Raw genomic sequence first — 23,484 nt, forward strand, 5'->3', positions numbered from 1 at the left:
GGGGTCGTGACCCCGCGGGTGCGGCCGATGGGAGAGCGTGCGTTCCTCCTCGAGGCCGCCGCGCTCGACGAAGTGCTGCCGCTGCACGCCGCGCTCGCCGCCTCGCGCCCGGACGGCGTCGTCGACCTCGTCCCCGCAGCCCGCACGGTGCTCGTGCGGGTCGACCCGCGGGTGCTTGCGGTGTCCGCGGCGCGCTCGTGGGCGCTCGCCGCGGCCACGACGACGACGGCGGAAACGGATGCTGCGACCCCCCGCATCGATCTCGACATCGCGTACGACGGGGCCGACCTCGCCGACACCGCGCGCCTGCTGGGCGTCGCCGTCGACGAACTCGTGCGCCGGCACGCCGAGGCGGACTGGCGCGTGGCCTTCACGGGCTTCGCGCCCGGATTCGGGTACCTCGTGAGCGACGACTGGCCGTTCGACGTGCCCCGGCTCGCGTCGCCGCGCACCCGAGTGCCCGCCGGATCGGTCGGGCTCGCGGGCGTCTTCAGCGGCGCCTACCCGCGCGATACCCCGGGCGGCTGGCGGCTCATCGGCACGACCGCGGCACGCCTGTTCGACCCGGATGCCGCGTCCCCGGCACTCCTCGCACCAGGAACGCGCGTGCGCTTCCGCACCGTGTCCCCGGCGGCGGTCGCACTCCCGAGCAGTTCACCTGTCGCGAATGGTCGGCCAGAGCGGCAGAGTGCGACAGATGAGCAGGTGGCGGTCGAGGATGTGGGGGCGGAGGCGGCGGGTCGCAGCATCCGTGTCGTCGAATCGGGGCTCCTGACGACCGTGCAGGATCTCGGGCGGGAAGGGGCGGGATCCGTGGGTGTCGCGGTGTCGGGTGCGCTCGACCGCGGCGCGCTGCGCACCGCCAACCGGCTGGTCGGCAACCCCGAGGGCGCCGCCGGGCTCGAGGTCACGATGGGCGGGCTGCGAGCGGTGGCCGGGGCGGATCACTGGGTCGCGGTGACGGGTGCCTGGGGGACGGTGCGTCTCGACGGGCGCGAGGTCGATCCGTATCAGGCCCACGCGTGGCCGGCCGGCGCCGAGCTGCACCTCGACTGGTTCGCGCACGGCGCGCGCGGGTACGTCGCCGTCCGCGGCGGGCTCGACGCCCGCGTCGCGCTCGGCTCGCGCGCGACGGACCTGCTCGCGGGTCTCGGGCCCGCGGCAGTGCGCGCCGGCGACGTCGTCGGCGTGCGCGACGACGCGGCGGTGCCGATTCCGGTCGCGCCGCCCAGCGCGTGGGGAGCGCCGCACGACGACGAGCTCGAACTCGAGCTCGCGCCCGGCCCGCGCGCCGACTGGTTCGCCCCGGCGGCGCTCGCGACGCTTTACGACGCGGTGTGGACCGTCTCGAACGACGCGGACCGCGTCGGCGTGCGCCTCGACGGGCCCGAGCTCACGCGCCTGCGCACCGGCGAGCTCGCGAGCGAGGGGATGGTGCCGGGCGCGCTGCAAGTGCCGCCTCGCGGGCGGCCGACGATCCTCCTCGCCGACGGCCCGGTCACCGGCGGCTACCCGGTCATCGCGGTGGTGACCGACGAGAGCCTCGACCTCGTCGCCCAGGCGCGGCCGGGCACGCGCATCCGCTTCCGGCACGCCCGCCCCGCGGGCTGACGCCCGCACGCCCCGCCCCACGCTTCAACCGGCCGGACACGCGGGATCGCCGCGGCCACGACCACCCCTCGTGTCGTGACCCCCGAACCGGCGAACGGCTACTCCGACCCGGCCTCCAGCAGGTCGGCCGTGGCCCGCAGGATCGCGACGATCGCGGCGGTCCGCAGCTCCTCGGGTGCCCGGTGACCGTTCGTCTCCGGGATCGGGGGCAGAACGGGCGGCACCGGCGGCGTCACGAGGACGTCCGCGACGAGGTGCGGCGAGAGCAGCGGCACGTCCGCGAGGCCGACGCCCGGCTCGAACGCGGGGCGCTGCTCCCAGAGCTCCGCCATCGCGTCGCGCACGGCGACGTGGAACTGCTGGTTCGACGCGCCCGGGTTCTCGAGGAGGACCTTCGTCGCGTTGGTGGTGAAGACGCCGTGGCCACCCGTCTCGAGGGCGACCTGGTCGGGCTGGCACGCGCTGAAGAGGATCTCGCGCACCGCTCGCGAGGGCGGGTCGACCGCGCGTCCGGTCTCGGATGCGACGACGTCCTCCCGCGCCGCGCGGCGCACCGGATCGTCGAGCGGCACGCCCCGCGCCGCGCGGAACAGCTCCCGCTCGTCGTCGGTCAGGTAGATCTTGCGTGGCGTCGCGCCGAGCGGCGTCGTCATCTCCAGGATCTCGCTGTCGCCGAGGTTGCGGTTGGCCGACCCCGAATGGCAGGAGTCGAAGAAGAGCGTCACCGACACGCCGTCGGGGATCGCGTCCCAGATCACGCCGAGGTCGTCGTCGATCACGATCTGGCCGGCGAAGAAGTCCACCGGGCACAGCGCCTCGTCGTTCTTGTCCTGCGAGGCGGCCTCGTCACCGTCCAGGTCGGGCACCGTCGTGCCGTGCCCGGCGAACTGGATCGCGACGACGTCCCCGGCCGCCGAGGTGGTGACGAGGTCGAGCATCGACCGCAGCATCGCGTCGCGCGTCGCGTCCTTGTCACGCAGCCGCACCACATCGAACTCGAGGGTCGTGAGCGCGTCCTCCCAGGTCTGGGCGTCGGCGACGCAGCCGCTGAGCGGCTGCCTCTCGTAGGCGTCGATGCCGATGCACAGCGCACGCCTGCGCGGCTCGAGCGCGCGAGAGACCGTGGGCTCGGGCGGGGGCGTCGGGAACGCCTCGCGCGACTCTGCGCCGAACGGCTTCGAGACGTCGTCGTCGGGATCGGCCCCGTTCGTGCCGACGACCCGGCGGGCGAGGCTCATCATGGTCGCCGCGTCGTTGTCGAAGTCACCGTGCGACGTCGCGAGCGTGCTGGTGCGCTTGCCCGCCGAGGTCGGGCCGAGGACCAGCCGCTCGTCCTCCTGCTTGAGGTACGACAGCGTCGGCCCGGCGGTGCGCAGGTGCTCCTCGAGCCCGAGGATCCGCGCTTCCTTCTCGACCTCGAACGCGTGCGAGACCAGCCACAGCAGCGACTTGCGGTACACGCCCGCGGTGTTGTCGCGCTTCTCCTGGTCGCGGTTCATCGTGAAGATCGAGAGGTCCTCGATGCCGCCCGAGCGGGCCAGCGGGAGCAGCTCCTGCTCGAAGGTGTCGATGCGGACCGCGGGCGCCAGGAACGTCACCGTCTTCACGCTGGGCACGGGGTCGTCGCCGCTGAACAGCAGCGGCACGAAGGCGCTGTGGTAGATCGAGCCCGCGCTGTGCCCGGCCGCGTGCAGCGTGATCGACTTCGGGTTCTTCTGCACGTAGTCCCGCAGCGCCGCCGCCAGCACGAACGCACCGCCGGCTGCCCGCCCACCGGTCGGGCCGAGCGATGCGGCCGAGGCATCCACCTTCATGTCGTCCCAGAACTTGCGCCCGCCGAGCAGCCGCGCCACGGCCTCCACCGCGATGTCGGTCAGGTCGCTGATCCCGCGTTCACCCGCCCGCTTGCCCCCGATGACGTCTTCGAGGGTCGTCCAGAACCCGCTCTCCCACACCGCGTGGATGGGGAAGACGCCGTTGTCGAGCCACCACGACACCTGGCGATGGGCCGTGGCCATGCCCTGCGCCTTGGTGGTGAGCCCGCCGTGCGCCCAGATGAGCACCGGCACCGGCCCCTTCTTGCCGCGGGGCATCTTCGCCTGCTGCGCGCGGACGAACGCGTCGAGGTGCGTGGTGACGATCTCCTGGACGTCGGCAGCCGTGGTGTGGAACTCGTCGAGCGTCTGCGGGTCGGGTTTCGACGAGTCCGCGAGGGTGCCGTCGGCGGTGTACACGACGTGCGCGCGCAGCTCGGTGAGCTGGTCCGCGGTGAGGGTGGAATCGGACATGACGGGCCTTTCTGTGGATGGCGGACCCGCGGCGGGCGCTGCGGGATGGGCGGATGCTCAGACCACGACGATCTGCGCACGAGGATCGGCGAACACGGTGAAGGCGAGCGCGGTGAGGTCGTTGTGGGCGCGCGCGGCGCTGCGGGCCGCCGCGGCCGCCTCGCCCAGCGTCTTGCCCGCGAACAGCTGCTCGTAGAACGTGGTCGCGAACTCCGCGGTCACGTCGTCTCGCACGGCCCAGCTGCAGCCGATGAACACACCGGCGCCGCCGCGCAGGAACGCCTCCGCGAAGCCGCCGAGCCCGGTGGCTCCCTGCTGCAGCCGGCCGACGTCGCACGCGCTCAGGAACACGAAGGGATGGGATGCCGCGTCCCCGGCGTCCGGTCGGCGCGACAGGTCTTCCCGCGCGTCGGCGTCGCTGTACGCGGCGGAACCGTCGTCCTGCGCCGTGACGAAGGCGGCGAGGGCGATCTCCTGTCCGCGCGGATCGCGGTCGCGCCACCGGCCGTGACCGGCGAAGTGGAGCAGGTCGAAACCGGCCTCGATCCGGGTGCGCACCTCGTCGCGGGTCACCGGGCCGTCCGGCATGAGCGCCAGGCGCTTGCGCAGCTCGGCCACCTCCTGCTGGGTGGCCGGGAGTTTGAGGGCGGCGTCGGTGTAGTCCGGGGCGATCGCCACGGCGCGCGCCGCCGCGACCGTGAAGCGCGTCGGCTGCGTGGTTCCCCACAGCCAGCGCGTCAGCCCCTTGTCGCCGAGGAAGTGCGAGTCGTCGTCGCGCTCGGCCTCGCCGACGCGGGCGAGGTGCACGATCTCCCACGGGATGTCGAGCTCGCCCGACGTCTGGATGACGAGCTGCGTCATGCGGTCGCGCCTGTCCCACAGCAGGGCGTTCACCTCGTCGCCGAGCAGGGTGCGCGCGATCCGCGTGCCCACGCCGCGCAGTGCCTCCTCCGCGTGCGCGATCAGGGTCTCGCCGGCCACTCCGGCCTTCTTCTCCGTGACGTACGTGTCGCGGATCCTCTCGAGGTCCCGGTAGATCTGGTCGACGTACGCGGCCTTGTCGAGCAGGCAGATCGTGTTGGTCTCGCGCTTCTTACCCACCTTCGCCGTGACCTTCAGCACGCTGTGCCCGCGCGAGATCGTCTCTTCGATCGCGATCATGGGCAGCTTCGCGACTTCTTTGGGCGGAGTGGCGGCGCCCGCCTCGCCTCGGACCGGCGCCCGAAGTTCGCCGGCGTCCGCGGGCGCGTCGTCGGCCGCGAGGATCATCGTCGAGAGCGGGATGACGGCGAGCGGCATCACGTCGGGATCCTGCGTCACCGTGACCGTCACGCGCCCGAGCCCTTCGGCGCCGGGGACCAGGCCGAAGGTGTACACATTCGGCGCGCCGGGCTGCGGAATCTCGGCGACGACGCTCGGCTCGGTGCCGGAGGCGATGTCGAAGCCGTCCGCCTGCACCGCGATCCGGATCGCGCCCCGCTTCCGCACCTTGACGGGCTGGGCGTCGCCGGCGTGCCCCTTCGGGATCAGGATCCTCTCCCGCGAGAGCGTCACGACGACGTCGAACGGGACGTCTTCGTACAGGTCCGCCGGCATCGACGCGGCGACGTTCACGTCGATCGGGGTCGAGCCGTCCACCGCGGGCTTCGGCCGATCCGCCCCGCCCTCCGCGGGCGCCGGGCCCGCGGCGACGGGCTCGGGCTCGGGTTCGGACTCCTGGATCTCCTCCACCATCGCCGGCGGCAGGACGTCGCGGCCGCCCGGCGCCAGCCCCACCTCACGTCCGCCGAAACCTCCGCCGAGCACGTCCCCGAAGTCGTCCCCGAGGTCCGGCGGCGGGCCGGCCATCTCGGCCTCCGCGCCGCCGGCGCCCATGCCGCCCTGCGCGACCCGTTCCTCGAGCGCGGCCATCCCCGTCTCGCGGTCGCTCGCGACGATGCTGAGGTGCACCCGCTCACCGCGCGACAGGGCCACCTGCGCCGAGTAGCCGTCGCCGTCGCCGTCGGGTTCGAGGTGGACGAGCACCACCCCCGCGTCGCGCGACACGATCACCGCGTAGTGGAAGTCGTCCGACCCGTGCACGCGCACCGTCGCGACGGTGGCGGCCCGCGCCTGGAGCATCGCGTCCGCCAGAAGCACGATGCCCGTCTGGTCGGGACCCGTCCCAGGCGGGGCGGTGTCCAGCTGCACCTCGAGGGCGCCGTCGTCGGCGTCGATGCCGACGCGCGGCTCATCCGGAACCAGAGCCATCCCGACCCCCTCGCACCGCTGCCCGATCCCCACGGGCACCGTCCACCCGATGAATCCGAGGTGCGCGGTCGGTGCACAGCATACGAGCGCACGCCTCACCGCACCAGAGCGCGCCGCGCGGGGTTCTGATACCTCGGAACGACGGATGCTGCGGCCCGCGGCATCCGTCCTCCTACCAGGCTCTGAGGGCCTCGGCGACGCTCGCGAAGTCGCGTTCGGAGAGCGCCAGCTGCACGGCCTCGGCGACCGTGAGCTCCGCCCCGGCGAGCTCGCCGGCGTCGACGCTCTGCGGGTCGCGGCCGCGGAGGATCTCGAGGTAGGGGGTGTGCACGGTGAAGGCCTCGACGTCGAAGATGCCGATGCGGCGGCGGATCTCGCCGGCCGCGACGGCCAGCGCCGCCGCCCGCCACGCCTCGCCGTGGGCGGCGGCGACGGCACAGACGCCCTCGAGTCCGTACGCGACGCCCTCTTCGTAGTGCAGCCCGACCGACAGCAGCAGGGTGTGCACGAACTCGCGCTCGGCCTCGTCGATGCGGCCGAGCTGGAAGGTCAGACGCGCCCGAAGGTTGCCCGCGACGGACGTCGTGAACAGGTCGCCGCGCGACTGGGCGACCGACGTGGCGCGGTCGAAGTGCGCGAGCGCGTCGTCGGTCGAACCGCGCACCCATGCGAGCCGCCCGAGCGAGACCTCGGTGATCGCCTCGGCCCACGTGTTCCCCCGCTCGCGCAGCGTGACCACCGCCTCGCGCAGCTCGGCCTCCGCCTTGTCGGTGTCGAGGTGCGAGAACTGCACGCGCGCCGTCGCGCGAGCGGCGAGCGCCATCGCCGCGGCATCCTCGTCGCCGCTCTCGCGGAACAGGCGCACGCACTCGCCGAGCCCGGCCACCACCTGCTCGCTGGGCCGCTGCCACATCTCGCCCCACAGTGCGAAGAACCACGCGATCGCGCGCGTGTGCGGCGTGATCGGCTGGTCGTGCTGCTTCTCGAGGAGCTCCAGCATCCACACCCGCACCTCGGCGAAGAAGCCCGAGATCCACCAGTAGATGAGCAGGCACCACGCGAAGTCGCCGGCGTCGTCGAGCCGGTTGGTGTAGACGAGATGGCGCACGGCCGCGCGCAGGTTCGGCAGTTCGAGCCCGAGCCGCACCACGGCGTCGGCCTGGCCTCGCCCGCCGAGGTCGGGGGCGATCTGCTGGACCAGACCTCGGTAGTAGTCGGCGTGGGCGCGCCGCACGCGCTGCGCGTCGCCGCGCTCCTTGAGACGCCCGAGCGCGTACTCGCGCACGATCGCGAGCAGCGAGAACACCCGCCGCCCGCCGACCTCGCTCTGCTTCACGAGCGAGCCGTCCGCGAGGGCGGCGAGCGCGTCGATCGCGTGGCCGCCCCACGGACGCCCCTCGCCCAGGGCTTCGACCGCGTCGAGCGTGAACCGCGTCGCGAACACCCCGAGATCCGCGAGGAGATCGCGCTGCTCGGGCGGCAGGAGGCTCACGCTCCAGTCGATCGTCGCGCGCATGGTGCGGTGCCGCTCGGGCAGATCGCGCACCGCCGCGGTCAGGAGCGGCAGGCTCTGCTCGAGGCGGTCCGCGATCTGCGCAGGGTCGAGGATCCGCACCTTCGCCGCGGCCAGCTCGATCGCCAGCGGCAGCCCCTCGAGCCGGCGGCAGATGTCGGCGAGATCGCGTGCGTTGTCGGGCGTGACGTCGAAACGCGGGTCGATCGCCCGCGCCCGGTCGACGAACAGCGACACCGCCGCCGTGCGCGTGGTGTGGTCCAGGCTCGCGGGGCGCTCGCCGGCCGGCGTCGTGAGCGGCGGCACGTCGTAGACGCGCTCGCCGCGGATGCGCAGCACGATGCGGCTCGTCACCAGGAACGTCGCCGTCGGCGCGACCGTGTAGAGGCGCACGAGGACGGGAGCGGCATCCACGATCTGCTCGAAGTTGTCGAGCACGATCAGCACGCGGCGATCCGCGAGCGCGTGGGCGATGCGCTCCTCGAGGGCGGCCTCGCCGTTGTCGCGGATGCCGAGGTAGTAGGCGATCGTCGGCAGCAGCAGGCCCGCCTCGAGGACTCCCTCCAGCAGCACGAAGTACACGCCGTCGGGGAAGAGGTCGCCGCATGCGAGCGCGGACTCGATCGCCAGTCGGCTCTTGCCGATGCCGCCGGGGCCGATGAGGCTGACCACGCGGTCCGTGCCCCGAGCGAGGAGGGTACGCACCGCCTCGATGTCGTCCTTCCGGCCGATCGTGGTGGTGTACGGCACCGGCACGCGCCCCACCAGCGTCGGCTTCGGCTCCCCGTCGTCGACGGCGGGCGCCCGCGACTCGTCGAAGCGCTCGGCCAGGAGCATCGCGAGGTCGCCGGCGACCTGATCCTCGAGTTCGGCGGCCGAGCGGAAATGCAGGTACGCCGCCGTGTCGTCGGCCTGGATGCGGGCGATGAGGGTCTTGAGCCGTTCGTCGCGGCTGTCGGCGTCCTTGACGTAGATGAGCTTGGGCATGGCGCGCGGCGCGAGGTTGTACTCGTCCTCGAGGCCGGAGACGTCCTCGTCGGGCGCGACCCAGCCGTAGCTCTGGCCGTAGATGCCGACGAACACGTCGCTCTGCGCGAGATAGGACCGGTACAGGTCGCGGGGCGGATGGGGCCGAGCGCCGAGCTCGAACATGACGGGGGCGAGGCGAAGTCGTTCGATGGCCGACTTCACCGCCTCGCGCTCCTCGGCGAGCTCGCGCAGGGTCGAGCTCACGAACACCCGGATCCGCTGGTCGGGCGTGCGGATCACGGCGGCGTGATCGGGAACTGTCACCACGTGGGAACCCTCTCCGGCAGGTCGGCGTCGGCGTCGGGGAGGGCGATCGCGATGGCATCCGCGAGTCCCATGCCGCGTCCGGCCTGCTCGCCGGCGGCGACGTTCTCGGGGTCGGCGGCGCGCAGGGCTTCGAGCGGCTCGAGATGGACCGCGAAGCCCGCGATGTCGTAGATGCCCGTCGTCTCGCGGATGGTCGCCGCGACGGCGGACAGTGCACCCGCGCGCCACGCCTCGCCGTGGACCGCAGCGATGGCGCACATGCCCTCCAGGCCGTAGGTGGCGCCGTCGACGAAGTGCAGCCGGATCGACAGGGTCAGAGTGAGCAGGAACTCCGCCTCCGCCGCGTCGTGCTCCCCGAGGAGGAACCGCAGCCGTGCCCGGTTGTTCCCCGCGACCACGCGGTTGAAGGCGTCATCCGCCGCGTCGGCGATCTCGACGGCGCGATCGAAGTGGCGCAGCGCCTCGGGGATGTCGCCGACCAGGATCCCCAGCTGGCCGAGGGGCACCTCTGCGAGGGATTCGGCCCAGCGGTCGCCGAGCCGGTGGAGCGTGGCGATCGCGGTGCCGAGCTCCGAGCGGACGACGGTGGGATCCATGTCGGGGAACTGCATGCGCGTCGACGCGCGGGCGGCGAGCGCCATCGCCGCGGCCAGCTCGTCGCCGCTCTCCGAGAACCAGCGGACCGCGTCGCCGAGGCCGTCGACCACCTGATCGCTCGGCCGCTGCCACATCCCCGCCCACAACGGGAAGAACGTCGCGACCGCGCGCGTGCGCGGCGAGACGGGCAGGCCCTTGTCGAGCAGCTCGCCCATCCAGAGGCTGACGTCGGCGAAGTAGCCCGAGATCCACCAGTACGCCAGGAGCGTCCAGGCGAAGTCGCCGGCATCGTCGAGGCGGTCCTCCTGCACCAGGTGACGGGCGGCCGCGCGGAGGTTGGGCACCTCGAGCCCCAGCTCGGCGACCGCCTCGACTTGCTCGGAACCTCGCAGGCGCGGCGCGATGCGCCGGACGAGGCCGAGGTAGTAGTCGGCGTGCGCCATCCGCATGTCGGCCGCACCGCCGTGGGCTTCGAGCCTCTCGAGCGCGTACTCGCGCACGATCGCCAGCAGCGAGAAGACGGTTCGGCCGCCGGCGTCCATCCGCTGCACGAGCGAGGCGTCGATGAGCGCGGCCAGGGTCTCGATGGCCTGCTCACCCCATGACCGCCCCGCTCCCACCGCTTCGACGGCCTCGAGGGTGAATCGCGCCGCGAAGACGCCCAGGTCCTCGAGCATCGCCCGCTGCTCCGCTGTGAGGAGTCCGACGCTCCAGTCGATCGTCGCGCGCATCGTGCGATGCCGCTCGGGCAGGTCGCGCACCGACGTCGACAGCAGCGGCAGCGTCCGGCCGAGGCGCTCGGCGACGTCATGCGGCGAGAGCAGGCGGATCTTCGCGGCCGCCAGCTCGATCGCCAGGGGCAGACCGTCGAGCTGACGGCAGATCTCCGCGACGTCCGCCGCGTTGTCCGACGACAGCTCGAAGCCGGGGAGGGCGGCGGCGGCGCGTTCGGTGAACAGGCGGCACGCCGCCGAAGCCTGTGCATGGCCGAGCGTCACGGGCACGCCGGCGGCGGGGGTGTCGAGCGTCGCGACCTCGAACACGCGCTCGCCGCGGATGCGCAGCAGCGTGCGACTCGTCACCAGGAAGCAGGCGCGGGGCGCGAGCGTGTAGAGCCGCACGAGCACGGGCGCCTCGTCGATGATCTGCTCGAAGTTGTCGAGCACGATCAGTGCGTGCCGATCGCCGATCGCCTGTGCGATGCGCTCCTCGAGGGCCGCCGCGCCGGTGTCGCGGACCCCGAGGATGTACGCGATCGTCGGGAGCAGCAGCCCCGCCTCGAGCACGCCCTCCAGCGGCACGAAGTAGACGCCGTCGGGGAAGAGGTCGGTGTTCGCGTGGGCCGCCTCGATGGCGAGCCGGCTCTTGCCGATGCCGCCGGGGCCGATGAGGCTCACCACCCGGTGGAGGCCGCCGGCGAGGAGAGCCCGGATCTCGGCGAGCTCGCCCTCGCGCCCGATCGTTTCGGTGTACGGCTCGGGCACGCGGGCGGCGAGCGAGATCTCGGCGGCCGTCGCGAGCTCGGTGCGCCGCGACTGGTCGAAGCGTTCGGCGAGGAGCATGGCGAGGTCGCCGGCGACCTGGTCTTCGAGGTCGGCGCTGCCGGTGAAGTGGAGGTAGGCGGCGGTGTCGTCGGCCTGAATGCGGGCGATGAGCTCGGTGAGGCGGGGGTCGCGGGTGTCGGCGTCCTTGACGTAGATGAGCTTGGGCATGCCGGCGGGGGCGAGGTTGTACTCGTCCTCGAGGCCGGAGACATTCTCGTCGGGCGCGACCCAGCCGTAGCTCTGGCCGTAGATGCCGATGAAGACGTCGGATTGGGCGAGATAGGAGCGGTAGAGGTCTCGGGGCGGGTGGGGGCGGGCGCCGAGTTCGAACATCACGGGGGCGAGCCGGAGTCGCTCGATGGCCGACCGCACTGCTTCGCGTTCTTCCGCGAGCTCTCGCAGGGTCGAGCTCACGAACACCCGGATCCGCTGGTCGGGCGTACGGATCACGGGGTGTCCCACCCCAGTCATGTGCATATATTGGCGCGATCGAGGGAGTTTCGCCATGGTTGCGGTGCGCGGATGTGCTCGCGTCCGGGCTTATACCGCAGCATCCGGAACTTTTCAAGAATCCGACTGGACACGGCGCGTCGTACGACGTATAGTGGGTCTTTGCGCTCTTGGATTCCCCCTGCCCTCATATGGTGGTCGGCTGTGCCTGCGCCCCCTCACGTTCACGTGAGGAGTGCCGCGCGGGTTTCGGGGATGAGGAGCACTCCACCTGACGACAAGGAAACGAGCCCTACGGGCCCACGGAGGTAATCCCCTTGGCTGCTGCGCGCAACGCATCCAACCCCACCACCACCCCTAAGAACGGTCGCGGAGCATCCCGCCTCTCGTTCGCCAAGATCTCCGACACGCTGACGGTCCCCGACCTTCTCGCGCTGCAGACCGAGTCGTTCGACTGGCTCGTCGGCAACGAGGCCTGGAAGGCGCGCGTCGCGGACGCGAAGGCCGCCGGTCGCACCGACGTGCCCGAGGTCTCGGGCCTCGAGGAGATCTTCGAGGAGATCTCGCCGATCGAGGACCTGAGCGAGACCATGCAGCTCTCGTTCACGAACCCGTACCTCGAGCCCGAGAAGTACTCCATCGAGGAGTGCAAGGAGCGCGGCAAGACGTACGCGGCCCCGCTCTACGTCGAGGCCGAGTTCATGAACCACCAGACCGGTGAGATCAAGACCCAGACGGTCTTCATGGGCGACTTCCCGCTCCAGACCGACAAGGGCACGTTCATCATCAACGGCACCGAGCGCGTCGTCGTGTCGCAGCTCGTCCGTTCGCCCGGCGTCTACTTCGACAAGACCCCCGACAAGACGTCCGACAAGGACATCGTGTCGGCGCGCGTCATCCCGTCGCGCGGTGCCTGGCTCGAGTTCGAGATCGACAAGCGCGACCAGGTCGGCGTCCGCATCGACCGCAAGCGCAAGCAGTCGGTCACCGTCTTCCTGAAGGCCCTCGGCCTCACCAGCGAGGACATCCTCGCCGAGTTCGCCGGCTTCGACTCGATCGAAGAGACCCTCTCGAAGGACACGATCCTCACCAAGGAGGACGCCCTTCGCGACATCTACCGCAAGCTCCGTCCGGGCGAGCAGGTCGCCGCCGAGGCCGCCCGCGCGCTGCTGGACAACTTCTACTTCAACCCGAAGCGCTACGACCTCGCCAAGGTCGGCCGGTACAAGATCAACCACAAGCTCGGCGTCGACAAGCCGCTCACCGACTCGGTGCTGACGGTCGACGACATCGTCGCGACGATCAAGTACCTGGTGCGCCTGCACCGCGGCGACGTGGCGTTCGACGGCGTGCGCGGCGGCAAGCCGGCCGAGATCCGTCTCGACGTCGACGACATCGACAACTTCGGCAACCGTCGCATCCGCGCGGTCGGCGAGCTCATCCAGAACCAGGTCCGCACCGGTCTGTCGCGCATGGAGCGCGTCGTCCGCGAGCGCATGACCACGCAGGACATCGAGGCGATCACGCCGCAGACCCTGATCAACGTCCGCCCCGTCGTGGCCGCGATCAAGGAGTTCTTCGGAACGTCGCAGCTGTCGCAGTTCATGGACCAGAACAACCCGCTCGCGGGTCTGACCCACAAGCGCCGCCTCTCGGCCCTCGGCCCCGGTGGTCTGTCGCGTGAGCGCGCGGGCGTCGAGGTCCGTGACGTCCACCCGTCGCACTACGGCCGCATGTGCCCCATCGAGACGCCGGAAGGCCCGAACATCGGTCTGATCGGCTCGCTCGCCTCGTTCGCGCGCATCAACGCGTTCGGCTTCATCGAGACGCCGTACCGTCGTGTCGTCGAGGGCAAGGTCACCGACCAGATCGACTACCTGACCGCCTCGGAGGAGAGCGACTACATCGTCGCCCAGGCCGGTGTCGAGCTGAAGGCCGACGGCAGCTTCGCGCAGGACCGCGTCCTCGCCCGTCGCGGCAACGGCGGCGAGGTCGACCTCTTCCACTCGGAGGAGATCGGCTACATGGACGTCTCGCCGCGCCAGATGGTGTCGGTCGCGACCTCGCTCATCCCCTTCCTCGAGCACGACGACGCGAACCGCGCCCTCATGGGTGCGAACATGCAGCGCCAGGCCGTCCCGCTCCTCCGCTCGGAGTCGCCGGTGGTCGGCACGGGCATGGAGGGCTTCGCCGCGATCGACGCCGGTGACGTCGTCACCGCCGACAAGGCCGGTGTCGTCGTCGAGGTCTCGGCCGACGTCGTGACCGTGCAGCTCGACGAGGGCGGCACGCAGGACTACTTCCTCCGCAAGTTCGACCGCTCGAACCAGGGCACGTCGTACAACCAGCGCGTGGTCGTCTCGGCCGGTGAGCGCGTCGAGGCCGGCGAGGTCATCGCCGACGGTCCCGCGACCGAGAACGGCGAGCTCGCGCTCGGCAAGAACCTCCTCGTCGCGTTCATGACGTGGGAGGGTCACAACTTCGAGGACGCGATCATCCTCAGCCAGGACCTGGTGAAGGACGACACCCTCTCCTCGATCCACATCGAGGAGTACGAGGTCGACGCCCGCGACACGAAGCTCGGCAAGGAGGAGATCACCCGTGACCTCCCCAACGTCAGCCCGGACCTCCTGAAGGACCTCGACGAGCGCGGCATCATCCGCATCGGCGCCGAGGTTCGCCCCGGCGACATCCTCGTCGGCAAGGTCACGCCCAAGGGTGAGACCGAGCTCTCGGCCGAGGAGCGACTGCTCCGCGCGATCTTCAACGAGAAGAGCCGCGAGGTCCGCGACACGTCGCTGAAGGTGCCCCACGGTGAGCAGGGCACGATCATCGCGGTCAAGGAGTTCAACGCCGAGGACGGCGACGACGAGCTCGGCTCGGGCGTCAACCGCCGCGTCGTGGTCTACATCGCCCAGAAGCGCAAGATCACCGAGGGTGACAAGCTCGCCGGCCGTCACGGCAACAAGGGCGTCATCGCGAAGATCCTCCCCGTGGAAGACATGCCGTTCCTCGCGGACGGCACGCCGGTCCAGGTCATCCTGAACCCGCTCGGCATCCCCGGTCGAATGAACTTCGGCCAGGTCCTCGAGCTCCACCTCGGCTGGATCGCCAAGCAGGGCTGGAAGGTCGAGGGCACCCCGGAGTGGGCCGCCCAGCTGCCCGAGCAGGCGTTCGAGGCGCCCGCGGGCACGAAGGTCGCCACGCCGGTGTTCGACGGCGCGTTCGAGGCCGAGATCGCGGGTCTGCTCGACTCGACGACCCCGACCCGCGACGGCGAGCGGCTGATCGACTCGTCCGGCAAGACGCAGCTGTTCGACGGCCGCTCCGGCGAGCCGTTCCCGGCTCCGATCTCAGTCGGCTACATGTACATCCTGAAGCTGCACCACCTCGTGGACGACAAGATCCACGCGCGCTCGACGGGCCCGTACTCGATGATCACCCAGCAGCCGCTCGGTGGTAAGGCGCAGTTCGGTGGCCAGCGCTTCGGTGAGATGGAGGTGTGGGCCCTCGAGGCCTACGGTGCCGCGTACGCGCTGCAGGAGCTCCTCACGATCAAGTCCGACGACATCCTCGGCCGCGTCAAGGTCTACGAGGCGATCGTCAAGGGCGAGAACATCCAGGAGCCCGGCATCCCCGAGTCGTTCAAGGTGCTCATGAAGGAGATGCAGTCGCTCTGCCTGAACGTCGAGGTCCTCTCGGCCGACGGCACCGCGGTCAACCTCCGCGACACCGACGACGACGCCTTCCGCGCCGCTGAAGAGCTCGGCATCAACATCTCCAGCCGCTTCGAGTCCTCGTCGATCGACGAGATCTAAGCGCGCCAGGTAACGAACGAATTTCCGACACAGGAGAACCAGTGCTCGAATCAACCACTTTCGATCAGCTTCGCATCGGCCTGGCCACCGCTGACGACATCCGTCGTTGGTCCTACGGCGAGGTCAAGAAGCCCGAGACCATCAACTACCGCACCCTGAAGCCCGAGAAGGACGGTCTGTTCGGCGAGCAGATCTTCGGACCCTCGCGCGACTGGGAGTGCGCGTGCGGCAAGTACAAGCGCGTCCGCTTCAAGGGCATCGTCTGCGAGCGCTGCGGCGTCGAGGTCACCAAGTCCTCGGTCCGCCGTGAGCGCATGGGCCACATCGAGCTCGCCGCGCCCGTCACGCACATCTGGTACTTCAAGGGCGTGCCCTCGCGCCTCGGGTACCTGCTCGACATGGCGCCGAAGGACCTCGAGAAGGTCATCTACTTCGCCGCGTACATGGTGATCTCGGTCGACCAGGACGCGCGTCACCGCGACCTGTCGACGCAGGAGAACAACATCCGCCTCGAGCTCAAGACGCTCGCCGACCGCCGCGACGCGCGTGTCGCCGCTCGCCTCCAGAAGCTGGAGGAGGAGCTCGCCGCGCTCGAGGAGGAGGGTGCCAAGGCCGACCAGAAGAAGAAGGTCAAGGACGCCGCCGAGAAGGAGATGGCGTCGATCCGCAAGGGCACCGACGACCAGATCACCCGTCTCGAGAAGGTGTGGGAGGACTTCCGCACGCTCGAGGTCGGCCAGCTCAAGGGCGAGGACGAGATCTTCCACGAGCTCCAGGACCGCTTCGGTCAGTACTTCGAGGCCCACATGGGCGCGGAGTCGATCAAGCGTCGCCTCGAGGCCTTCGACCTGGCGGCCGAGGCCGACAGCCTGCACCTGCAGATCTCGGAGGGCAAGGGCCAGCGCAAGATCCGTGCGATCAAGCGCCTGAAGGTCGTCAACTCGTTCCTCCAGACCGGCATGTCGCCGGCCTCGATGGTGCTCGACGTCGTCCCGGTGATCCCGCCGGAGCTGCGCCCGATGGTGCAGCTGGACGGTGGCCGCTTCGCGACCTCCGACCTGAATGACCTCTACCGTCGCGTGATCAACCGCAACAACCGCCTCCGTCGCCTGATCGACCTCGGTGCCCCCGAGATCATCGTCAACAACGAGAAGCGCATGCTGCAGGAGGCCGTCGACGCGCTGTTCGACAACGGCCGCCGTGGTCGCCCCGTCACCGGTACCGGCAACCGCGCCCTCAAGTCCCTGAGCGACATGCTCAAGGGAAAGCAGGGTCGCTTCCGCCAGAACCTGCTCGGCAAGCGCGTGGACTACTCGGGCCGTTCGGTCATCATCGTGGGTCCGCAGCTCAAGCTCCACCAGTGCGGTCTGCCCAAGCAGATGGCGCTCGAGCTGTTCAAGCCGTTCGTGATCAAGCGCCTGATCGACCTCGGTCACTCGCAGAACATCAAGGCGGCCAAGCGCGCCGTCGAGCGCACGCGTCCCGAGGTGTGGGACGTGCTTGAGGAGATCATCCGCGAGCGTCCCGTGCTGCTCAACCGCGCGCCCACGCTGCACCGTCTCGGCATCCAGGCCTTCGAGCCGCAGCTCGTCGAGGGCAAGGCCATCCAGCTGCACCCGCTCGTCTGCGCCGCCTTCAACGCGGACTTCGACGGTGACCAGATGGCCGTGCACCTGCCGCTGTCGGTCGAGGCCCAGGCCGAGGCCCGCATCCTGATGCTCGCCTCGAACAACATCCTCAAGCCGTCGGACGGCCGCCCGGTGACCCTGCCCTCGCAGGACATGATCATCGGTCTGCACCACCTGACCACGGTCATCGAGGGTGCTGCCGGCGAGGGCCGCGTGTTCGGCTCGGTCGGCGAGGCCATCCTGGCCAAGGACGAGGGCACCCTCGACCTGCAGGCCAAGGTCCGCATCCGCATCCCGGGTCTCGCGTTCCTCGAGGGCGAAGCCCCCGAGGGCTACGAGCGCCACGGCCTCGTGGACGCGTCGCTCGGCCAGGCGATCTTCAACGACACGCTCCCCAAGGGCTACCCGTTCGTCCGCGAGCAGGCCGACAAGGGCAAGCTGTCGCAGATCGTCAACAAGCTCGCCGAGGAGTACCCGAAGGTGGAGGTCGCGGCTTCGCTCGACCGCATCAAGGACGCCGGCTTCTACTGGGCCACCCGTTCGGGTGTCACGGTGGCGCTGAGCGACATCCTCACGCCGCCGAACAAGGCCGAGATCGTCGCCGGCTACGAGAAGCAGGCCGCGAAGGTCCAGGGCCAGTTCGAGAAGGGTCTCACCACCGACGCCGAGCGTCGTCAGGAGCTCATCAAGATCTGGACCGAGGCGACCGACGAGGTCCAGAAGGCGATGCGCGACCACTTCCCCGCGAACAACACCATCAACCGCATGGTGTCGTCGGGTGCTCGTGGTAACTGGCTGCAGATCCGCAACATCGCGGGTATGCGAGGCCTGGTGAACAACCCGAAGGGTGAGATCATCCCCCGTCCGATCATCTCCTCGTACCGCGAGGGTCTGTCGGTGGCGGAGTACTTCATCGCGACGCACGGTGCCCGTAAGGGTCTGGCCGACACGGCCCTCCGTACCGCCGACTCGGGCTACCTGACGCGTCGTCTGGTGGACGTCTCGCAGGATGTCATCATCCGCGAGGAGGACTGCGGCACGACCAAGGGTCTCGAGTTCACCATCGCCGCCCCGGGCGCCGACGGCACGCTGGTGCGCGACGCGAACGTCGAGAACTCGGTGTTCGCCCGCACGCTCGCGGCCGACGCGGTCTCGCCCTCGGGCGAGGTCGTCGCCTCGGCCGGTGAGGACGTCGGCGACGTGCTCATCGACAAGCTGGTCGAGGCGGGTGTCGAGTCCATCAAGGTGCGCTCGGTGCTCACCTGCGACTCGGCGGTCGGCGTCTGCGCGAAGTGCTACGGCCGTTCGCTCGCGACCGGCAAGATCGTCGACATCGGCGAGGCCGTCGGCATCATCGCGGCCCAGTCGATCGGTGAGCCCGGCACGCAGCTGACGATGCGTACCTTCCACACCGGTGGTTCGGCCTCGGCCGACGACATCACGCAGGGTCTTCCCCGCGTGCAGGAGCTGTTCGAGGCCCGCACCCCGAAGGGTGCGTCGCCGATCGCAGAGTCCGACGGTCGCATCACCATCGACGAGACCGAGAAGTCGAAGAAGGTCATCCTCACGCCCGACAACGGCGACGAGCCGCACGTCTACCCGGTCCTGAAGCGCGCGACGCTCCTGGTCGAGGACGGTCAGCACGTCACCGTCGGTCAGCCCCTGCAGGTCGGCACGCTCGACCCCAAGGAGGTCATGCGCGTGCAGGGTGCGCGCGAGGTGCAGAAGTACCTCGTGAACGGCGTCCAGGGCGTGTACCGCTCGCAGGGTGTGCCGATCCACGACAAGCACATCGAGGTCATCGTCCGTCAGATGCTGCGGAAGGTCACCGTGGTCGACCACGGCGACACCACGCTGCTGCCGGGTGAGCTGGTGGACTTCAAGCGCTACCAGTCGATCAACCGCGAGGCGGTCGGCGAGGGCAAGCGCCCCGCGTCGGGTCGTCCCGAGCTGATGGGTATCACGAAGGCGTCGCTCGCGACGGAGTCGTGGCTGTCGGCCGCGTCGTTCCAGGAGACCACCCGCGTCCTCACGCAGGCGGCCATGGAGGGCAAGAGCGACCCGCTCGTCGGCCTCAAGGAGAACGTCATCATCGGAAAGCTCATCCCCGCCGGAACCGGTCTTGCGAAGTACCGCAACGTCACGGTCGAGGCGACGGAGGAGGCCAAGAGCGAGCGGTACCCCAACCGCATCTTCGCCTCGGACGGCGCGTACACCGACGCCGACCTGAGTTACGTCGACTTCGACAGCTTCTCCACCGACGGTTTCACCACCGACTACAACTGAGTTCCGGGTCGCTGAGACCCTGATCCTCGCCGAACGGCCCCGGTTCCGACCGGGGCCGTTCGTCGTTCCCGGCGTCCTCCGCCCCGAAACACGGGTGGATCACGCGACACGCCGGGGCGCAGCATCCGTTCCCGGCGTGTCGCCGTCACCGACCCGTGTTTCGGCACATTCGAAGGAGGGGTGGATGCCTCGGCCCGGGGCTTGTTCGAGGGCACCGCGCGCGCCGGGGCGCAGCATCCGTCATCCCGGCTTACCGTGGAGACGGAGGTGGGGGCCCCATGGCGAGGATCGGCGGACGCAACCCGTGGATCGCCGTGCCCGCCGGGATGCTGTGCGCCGCGGTCGTCGCGTCGCTCGTGTGGCTGGCGCTGCCGATGGTGCCCGTGGCCGTCACGTGGGTCGGCGACACACTGCGGGGCGCCACCGCGCCGCGGCCGGCGGCGACGCCGGAGCGCACCCCCGCGCAGACCGCGGCCGAGGGGGGTGCGGTCGACTGCCGCACGCTGTACTCCGACGACCTGTGGAACGAGCTGACGTGGCACGAGGGATCGCTGCTCGGCCAGTCGACGGCGGCGCCCGCGACGACGGCGACGGCGTTCGCCGACGCGGCCGCGCCCGACGTGGTGGTGACCTGCACGTGGCGGTTCGACGCGGGCGGCATCGTCACGACGCTGTCGAAGGTCGGTGCGGACGCGGTCACGATCGCCGAGGCCGCGCTGGCGGGCGACGGGTTCTCGTGCCGCACGGGGGAGGGGGCCACGGTGTGCGAGCGCACGCAGGGCGCAGTGCGCGAGGAGCACACCCTGCGCGACGGGCTGTGGCTCGTCAGCGTCGAGACGGACTGGCATCCCGAGGACTACGGCGCGCGGCTCGACCGCACGGTGTTCGGCTGACCGCCGCGACGCTCACCCGAAGATGCTGGAGACGACGGCCGCCGTGTAGCCCGAGGGCGCGAGGTTCGAGTACTTCGTGTCGATGAGGATGTCGTCGCGCCAGAACAGCGTGCGCCCGTCGGTGACCGGGTAGGTCTCGTTCGGCCAGGTCTTCTCGCAGCGCGTGCCGCCGTCGGGGGTGTAGCAGGTGTACCCCTCGTCGGTGACGAGCTTGTTGAGCATGTCGAGCGCCGGCCCGCGGGACATGTAGCTGATCGTGGTGACGAGGCCGGTGGTGTCGGACGCGGGGTCGCGCCAGACGCACACCAGGCTGCCGTCGGGCTGGGATCCCGACGCGCCGAAGGCGGGATCGTTGAGCGGCACGCCCTCGAGCTGCGCGAGCACGTCGGCGGTGAGGATCGCGCGGCAGTCGTCGGGGATCTCGGCCCGGGCCGTGGGCGACGGCGTCGGGGTGGGGGTCGCGGCCCCCGAGGTCGAGGACGACGGCGTCGGCGTGAAGGTCATGCCCCCACCCGAAGGCGCGTCGGGCGCGCAGGCCGTCAGCGCGGCGAGTGCGAGGAGCGCGGCCCCCGCGACCACTCCACGCCGCACCGGCGCGCGTCGCGGCGCCTCAGGTGGCGGGGGCCCAGCCGAGGCCGCGGAGAGTCGGGACGCCCGTGGTGCCATGGGCTCAGGGTAGTGGGGCAGGCGCGGATTCCTCCGGCACGCCTCCGCCGTGTGCGCGGAATGGCGGGCTACTCTGCCATCTGCGGGGATCAGCCCTGCGTGAGGAGTGCCTGCGATGAGTGACCCCAAGTCGACCTACGGCGAACCCGTCGAGGAGCCGCACGGCGTCGACGACGTCGTCGGCCGTGCGAACGAAGGTCTCGCCGACGCCGAGGCCGCCCGCCGTGATGCCGGTGCCGCCGAGGCTTCCGCCGCAGAGACCCCCGCCGCCGCCTCCGACGCCGCGGCCTCCGACGCGCCCGCCGCCTCTGCTGCGGACGGCACCGCGGCCGCAGACGCCCCCGCGACGACCGCCGACGCGCCGGCCGCCGCCGAGCCCGACCCGTGGGACTCGCCCGAGGCCGCGTCGCTGGACTACACCTCGACCGCGACCCCCGCTCCCGCCGCCGACGACTCGCCGACCGTCGTGGTGCCGCCCGTCGTGACCCCGAGCGAGCCCGTCGTCGCCGAGCCCGCCGTCGTCGCCGCGGCCGCCCCGCAGCCGATCTTCGTGCAGGCGCCCGAGGCGCCGCGCCCGCGCGGCAACCGCGCCGCCGCGGGAGCGATCGGCCTCCTCGCCGCCGTCGCGTTCGCCGTGCTCTACCTCGGGGTGTGGCTCGGCGTCGACGCGATCAAGGGCGACGTCACCGGCGCGAACGTCGGCACCACCGCTCTCGAGGCCCTCGCGACCTGGTCGCTGTGGGTGCCCGTGGTGGTGTTCTTCATCGGCTTCTGGCTGCTCGGTGCCATCGTCAACCGCGGCCGCTGGGGCCACTGGGTGGTCTTCGGCATCCTCGTGGGCGTCGCCGCGTACGGCGGGCACATCCTGGGCGCGCTGTTCCAGGCGCCGTTCTGGAACCTCACCGCCAGCGAGGGCGCGAAGCTCGTCGAGGGCGAGCTGCTGGCGCCGCTGGCGATCGCCGCGTTCATCATCGGCCGTGAGCTCACGATCTGGTTCGGCGCCTGGGCCGCCGCGCGCGCGAAGCGCGTCACCGAGCTCAACATCGAGGCCCAGCGCGAGTACGAGCGCACGCTCGAGGCCGGGCCGCAGCTGGTACGCGCGTAGGTCCCGTTCGCGGTCGTGCCCGCCGACGTAGGCTGGCGGCATGGCCGCTGACGGTTCCGAAGGGCCGTCGCAAGGACCCGTGCGACCGCCCGTCGCACTCGCCTTCGCGACGATGGGCTTCGTCGCGCTGCTGATCTTCGGGCTCGGCATGACGAGCCTCGCGACCGGCGAGGACGTCATCGCCACCCCCGGCCTCGGGCAGGTTCCCGGCATCACGGGTGTCGTGTGCGCGACGCTCGCGTTCGGCGGGGGCCTCTGGGCCGCGATCGCCCGCACCGGACGGCGGACGGATGCTGCGCCCCCCGCGCGCGCCGCCTCACCGGCCGCCGCGGGCGCCGGTGCCGTTGCAGGCGCGGGGGCGCAGCATCCGTCGTACTGGGGAGCCGCGTGGACGACCGCCGCGACCTTCCTCGCCTACCTCGGGGGAGTGTGGTTCGGGGCCGTGTTCACCGGTGCCGACCTCGGCGTCGCGACCGCGGTGGTCGGACGCCTCGCGACCACGTGGTTCGGCGTCGTCGTGGCGGCCGCCGCCTTCGTCTCGTCGTGGGCGGGCATCGCGCTCGTGCGCACCCGCGCCCGCCGCCCGCGCTGGCCCTGGGAGGACGAGTTCGACGAGTGATCCGGTGGCCGAGGCGCCGGCCCCCGCGGTCGCAGCATCCGATTCCGCGACGTCCGGACTTCGCAGGAGGGGAATTGGGCAGGCGGCCGCGGAAATCTGCGTGAGTACCGGGGCCTGGCACTAGCGTTGGTCAGGTGGAGCGGTCGCTCGAGACCCAGGTCAGCCAGGCGGTGGACGCCTGGCTCGCGTGGGTGCCCCGCTGGGAGCCCGCGACGCACCACGGCCGGACGGCACCCTGCCGTCGCTGCTTCGGATCGCCGGTCCTCTCGGCGGCGGGACTCGGCGCCGACGTGCCGCACGGCGTGCAGCACGGCCTGTCGACCCGCATCAAGACGATCGTCGACCGCTCGGTCGCCGAGTACACGGCGCTGAACCTGCCCATGCTGCAGGCTGAGCTCGACCAGCAGGCCGCCCGCAACCGGGCGCGCAGCTACCGCCCGGGCGAGGGACTCGCCCCCGAGTTCGAGGGACTGCCGCTCGACCCGGATCCGGTGCCGGGCGCGCCGTTCCTGTTCACGATCGCAGGGCTCGCCGAGGAGGCCGACGCGCACGTTCCCGCGCTGCCCCCGCTGAGCGAAGAGGCCAAGGCGGCGCTCCGCCAGGAGGTCGGGCTCGCGGACGACTACGCGAACATGGTGGGGCGTGAGGTGTGCACGATCCTGCTGCACCATCGCCTGCGCATCCAGGCCGCGGTGACCGAGTACGTCGAGCCCCAGATCGAGGCGATGCTCGCCGATCTCACGAAGTCGCTCGACGCACCGTTCGACCCCCACGACCCCGGGGACGCTCCGCGGATAGACTGACGTCGGCTCCGTCAGTGCGGCACGGTCCGGTGCCGGCCCGCCGCACGCGCTTGCGCTCTCCACATCCCTGTCCGCCATGCGGCTTCCCGGGAGGTGGGTTTTGTTAGCATGACCGGG

Annotated in this window: 12 protein-coding genes; 7 read left to right on the forward strand and 5 right to left on the reverse strand. The window is 71.0% G+C overall.

Features of this window, described 5'->3' with window-relative positions:
- Window positions 1-27 precede the first annotated feature (27 nt).
- Window positions 28-1,611: a 5-oxoprolinase/urea amidolyase family protein gene (locus ACFC1I_RS17940; protein WP_376012508.1), complete on the forward strand. Its 1,584-nt coding sequence runs from the start codon at window positions 28-30 to the stop codon at window positions 1,609-1,611.
- Window positions 1,612-1,709: 98 nt separating this feature from the next.
- On the opposite strand, the gene ACFC1I_RS17945 is transcribed toward ACFC1I_RS17940, so the two are convergent.
- The 4 genes from ACFC1I_RS17945 to ACFC1I_RS17960 all read right to left on the reverse strand — a co-directional run bounded on the left by ACFC1I_RS17945 (window position 1,710) and on the right by ACFC1I_RS17960 (window position 11,570).
- Window positions 1,710-3,899, reverse strand: coding sequence for a caspase domain-containing protein (locus ACFC1I_RS17945; protein WP_376012511.1), 2,190 nt, complete (start codon window positions 3,897-3,899; stop codon window positions 1,710-1,712).
- Window positions 3,900-3,956: 57 nt separating this feature from the next.
- On the reverse strand, window positions 3,957-6,149 hold the full coding sequence (locus ACFC1I_RS17950; RefSeq protein WP_376012514.1) for a CHAT domain-containing protein: 2,193 nt from the start codon (window positions 6,147-6,149) through the stop codon (window positions 3,957-3,959).
- 172 nt (window positions 6,150-6,321) lie between these two features.
- Window positions 6,322-8,958: a DUF4062 domain-containing protein gene (locus ACFC1I_RS17955; RefSeq protein ID WP_376012517.1), complete on the reverse strand. Its 2,637-nt coding sequence runs from the start codon at window positions 8,956-8,958 to the stop codon at window positions 6,322-6,324.
- Window positions 8,952-11,570: a DUF4062 domain-containing protein gene (locus ACFC1I_RS17960; protein ID WP_376012520.1), complete on the reverse strand. Its 2,619-nt coding sequence runs from the start codon at window positions 11,568-11,570 to the stop codon at window positions 8,952-8,954. Before ACFC1I_RS17960 ends, ACFC1I_RS17955 begins: the two co-directional genes overlap by 7 nt.
- Window positions 11,571-11,866: 296 nt before the next feature.
- On the opposite strand from ACFC1I_RS17960, the gene ACFC1I_RS17965 reads away from it, so the two are divergent.
- The 3 genes from ACFC1I_RS17965 (at window position 11,867) to ACFC1I_RS17975 (ending at window position 20,174) form a co-directional block, all read left to right on the forward strand.
- Entirely contained in the window at window positions 11,867-15,367 is a 3,501-nt protein-coding gene (locus ACFC1I_RS17965) for a DNA-directed RNA polymerase subunit beta (protein WP_376012523.1), read from the forward strand.
- A gap of 41 nt (window positions 15,368-15,408) precedes the next feature.
- Window positions 15,409-19,281: a DNA-directed RNA polymerase subunit beta' gene (gene rpoC / locus ACFC1I_RS17970; protein WP_376012526.1), complete on the forward strand. Its 3,873-nt coding sequence runs from the start codon at window positions 15,409-15,411 to the stop codon at window positions 19,279-19,281.
- 278 nt (window positions 19,282-19,559) lie between these two features.
- The gene (locus ACFC1I_RS17975) at window positions 19,560-20,174 is read left to right on the forward strand and encodes a hypothetical protein (RefSeq protein WP_376012529.1); all 615 of its coding nucleotides are present in this window, start codon (window positions 19,560-19,562) and stop codon (window positions 20,172-20,174) included.
- Between the two features lie 12 nt (window positions 20,175-20,186).
- Here the strand turns inward: ACFC1I_RS17975 and ACFC1I_RS17980 are convergent, their stop codons facing one another.
- Window positions 20,187-20,678 carry a hypothetical protein gene (locus ACFC1I_RS17980; RefSeq protein ID WP_376012532.1) on the reverse strand — a complete coding sequence of 164 codons (492 nt, stop codon included), beginning with the start codon at window positions 20,676-20,678 and terminating at the stop codon, window positions 20,187-20,189.
- Between the two features lie 277 nt (window positions 20,679-20,955).
- On the opposite strand from ACFC1I_RS17980, the gene ACFC1I_RS17985 reads away from it, so the two are divergent.
- From ACFC1I_RS17985 to ACFC1I_RS17995, 3 genes are all read left to right on the forward strand, one after another.
- Window positions 20,956-21,945, forward strand: a complete 990-nt coding sequence (locus tag ACFC1I_RS17985; RefSeq protein WP_376012535.1) for an ABC transporter — start codon at window positions 20,956-20,958, stop codon at window positions 21,943-21,945.
- Window positions 21,946-21,985: 40 nt separating this feature from the next.
- On the forward strand, window positions 21,986-22,564 hold the full coding sequence (locus ACFC1I_RS17990; RefSeq protein ID WP_376012538.1) for a hypothetical protein: 579 nt from the start codon (window positions 21,986-21,988) through the stop codon (window positions 22,562-22,564).
- A 134-nt stretch (window positions 22,565-22,698) separates the two neighbouring features.
- The gene (locus ACFC1I_RS17995; RefSeq protein WP_376012541.1) at window positions 22,699-23,367 is read left to right on the forward strand and encodes a spermidine/putrescine ABC transporter substrate-binding protein; all 669 of its coding nucleotides are present in this window, start codon (window positions 22,699-22,701) and stop codon (window positions 23,365-23,367) included.
- The last annotated feature ends 117 nt before the right edge of the window (window positions 23,368-23,484 follow it).

It is taken from the genome of Microbacterium sp. NPDC056044, assembly GCF_042267145.1.
Lineage (GTDB): Bacteria > Actinomycetota > Actinomycetes > Actinomycetales > Microbacteriaceae > Microbacterium.